A 2,651-nucleotide genomic window follows, 5' to 3' on the forward strand; every position below is an offset into this window, starting at 1 on the left:
GCACGGGCTGCGCAGCATCTCGCTCAGCTACGCCCAGCAGCCGGACCGGGCGCAGGACGAGGAGGCGCTCACCGTGCTCGGCCGGCTCGCCGACGAGCTGCTGCCCGACATCGACCGGCACCTCGTGCTCTACGCCTACATGGGCGTGTTCCCGCGCACCCCCGGCGGGGCCCGGCTGCTGCTGGAGGACGCGGCCCGGCTGGCGGTGCGCACCGGCGCGGCCCGGCTGATCGTGAAGACGACGGCCGAGGCGCACCGGATCCCGACCGTCGGCGAGAACGTGACGGCGCTGGAGACGGCCGCCGCTGCCGCCGCCGCGGAGCGCCTGCGCCCGCCGCTCACCGCCGTGCCGGACACCGGTATCGAGGCCGAGGCGCGGGCGTTGATCGGCGCGGTGCTGGAGCTGGACACCGACATCGGCCGGGCCCTGGTCCGCGCCTTCGCGGCCGGCTACCTGGACGTGCCCTACTGCCTGCACCCCGACAACGCGGGCCGGGCCCGCAGCTCGCTCGGGCCGGACGGGCGGCTGCACTGGTCGAACGTCGGCTCGATGCCGATCGCCGGCCTGTCCGGCGGCCCGCGCCCGCCGATCCTCGGCTCGGCCGACCTGCTCGGCGCGCTCTCCCACGTCCAGTGGAGCTACGACAGCCGCGCCGCCGAAACCCCGGACCTCGACCGAACACCCGCCGCACCACGAGAGTTGGGACACACCACGCCATGACCACCGACGGGCCCACCCCCGCGACCGGCGCCGCGACGCTCCCCGAGCCCGGCCGCCACCTGACCTCCCCGACCACCCGGGCCGCCCTGCGGATCCAGCACCAGCTGCTGTTCGCCGCCCGTGAGTTCCTGCGCGGCCGGGGCTTCACCGAGCTCCTCCCGCCGATCATCGGCCCGGTCACCGATCCCGGCTCGCGCGGCTCCAAGCAGGTCGACATCGACTTCTACGGCCACCGCTACAAGCTGATGACCAGCGCGATCCTCTACAAGCAGGCCTCGCTGCTGGCCTTCGACAAGATCTTCTGCATCGCGCCGAACGTCCGGCTGGAGCCGCTGGAGACCGCCGGGACCAATCGCCACCTGGCCGAGTTCCACCAGCTGGACGTGGAGGTGGCGGGCGCCACCCGGGACGACGTGGTGCAGTTGGTGGAGGAGCTGGTGGCGCACATCGTCGGCAGCGCGGTCCGTGAGCTGCCCAAGGAGTTCGCCGAACTCGGCCGTGACACCGACGCGTTCGCCGAGCTGCTGAAGGGCTCCTTCGGCCGGATGCGGCACGCCGAGGCGGTGGCGGAGCTCCAGGGCCTCGGCCACCCGCAGAGCCCGGACGCCGAACTCGACTGGGCCGGTGAGGCGTTGCTCTCCGCCCGGCGCGACCGGCCGTTCTTCGTCACCGACTACCCCAAGGGCTCGCGCGGCTTCTACGACCGGGAGAACCCCGAGGACCCGGGCCTGCTGCGGAACTTCGACCTGATCGCGGCCGAGGGCTTCGGCGAGCTGTGCAGCGGCAGCCAGCGCACCAACGACTACGCCGAGATCATCACCCGGATGCGGGAGACCGGCGAGAACCCGCAGAAGTACCGCTGGTACCTGGACCTGGTCCGCGAGGGCGTGCCCGCCAGTGCCGGCTTCGGCATCGGGGTGGAGCGGCTGACCCGCTACGTCGCCGGGCTGGACGCGGTCTGGCAGGCCAGCGCCTTCCCGAAGCTGGCGGGGGTGGTGTCGCCGTGAGCGGACGCGGCAGTCGGACCGGACGCGGCGGGCGGAGCGGACGGGCCGGACGGAACGGGGCGGGCGCATGAGCGACCTCTCGGCACCCGGCTTCCCGGAGGAGGAGGTCCGGCACCGGGCCAGAGTCGGGACGGCCGCCGCCTTCCCGCCGCCCGGCAGCTACGGGCAGGTGCTGCTCGGCGCCGAGCGCCCGCCCGCCGGGCAGGCGGGCCCGGACGCCGGGGACGCGCTCGACGCCCTGCGGATCGTGCCGCCGGTGTTCGTGCCGCAGCGCCTCGCCCGGCTGATCGACCTGGGCCGCGAACCGGACTACCGGGACGTCGAACTCACCACCGCAATCGGCGGGTTCACCTCCTCGCTGCCGGTGTACGTGTCCGCGACCGGCTCCACCCGGGCGGCCGGCGGCGACATCGGCCTGGCGCTGAGCCGGCAGGCGGGCGTGCTCGGCCTGCCGATGGTGATCGGCGAGAACGTCGTCCCGGTGAACGGCTACGGCCGGCTCGGCGAGGCCGCCGACCGGGCCCTGCTCGGCCGGCTGCGCGCCTACGCCGGGGAACTCCCGGACGGCCTGGGCGGGGTGGCCGTCCAGCAGTCCACCGAGGACGCCGACGCCGAGGTGTGGAACCTCGTCTACAGCGACCCGGCGGCCCTGCCGCTGCTCGAATCCGGGCGGCTCGCCTTCGAGTTGAAGGTCGGCCAGGGCGCCAAGCCGGGCCTGGGCGGGATGACCGTGCTGGACGCCGCGGACGCCGAGCGGCTCGGCGACCGCTACGGCATCGACCCGGTCTTCGGCGACGACGGCCGGGTGCTGCGCGCCAGCACGCCCGGCACCTTCACGGCGGAGATCCTGCGCCAGCAGGTCCGGCTGATGCGCAACAACTTCCCCCGGGCCCGGATCTGGGTGAAGCTGCACCCCGGCCGGG

2 protein-coding genes and 1 pseudogene are annotated in these 2,651 nt (G+C 74.5%); all 3 read left to right on the top strand.

The window, feature by feature from the left end:
* Positions 1 to 721: pseudogene (locus VR45_RS34160) on the top strand (hypothetical protein); the annotation flags it as partial.
* The gene (locus VR45_RS34165) at positions 718 to 1,728 is read left to right on the top strand and encodes an asparagine synthetase A (RefSeq protein ID WP_045943795.1); all 1,011 of its coding nucleotides are present in this window, start codon (positions 718 to 720) and stop codon (positions 1,726 to 1,728) included. The pseudogene VR45_RS34160 and the gene VR45_RS34165, both read left to right, overlap by 4 nt.
* Before the next feature lie 67 nt (positions 1,729 to 1,795).
* Positions 1,796 to 2,651, top strand: an 856-nt coding sequence (locus tag VR45_RS34170; RefSeq protein WP_045943796.1) for a glutamate synthase, incomplete at its 3' end; no start/stop codon positions are given.

The organism is Streptomyces sp. NRRL S-495, from assembly GCF_000966955.1.
Classification (GTDB): Bacteria; Actinomycetota; Actinomycetes; order Streptomycetales; family Streptomycetaceae; genus Kitasatospora; species Kitasatospora purpeofusca.

What these genes read in the sequence shown, in the direction of transcription:
- VR45_RS34165 (WP_045943795.1), top strand. Translation starts at nt 718, where the DNA reads ATGACCACCGACGGGCCCACCCCCGCGACCGGCGCCGCGACGCTCCCC.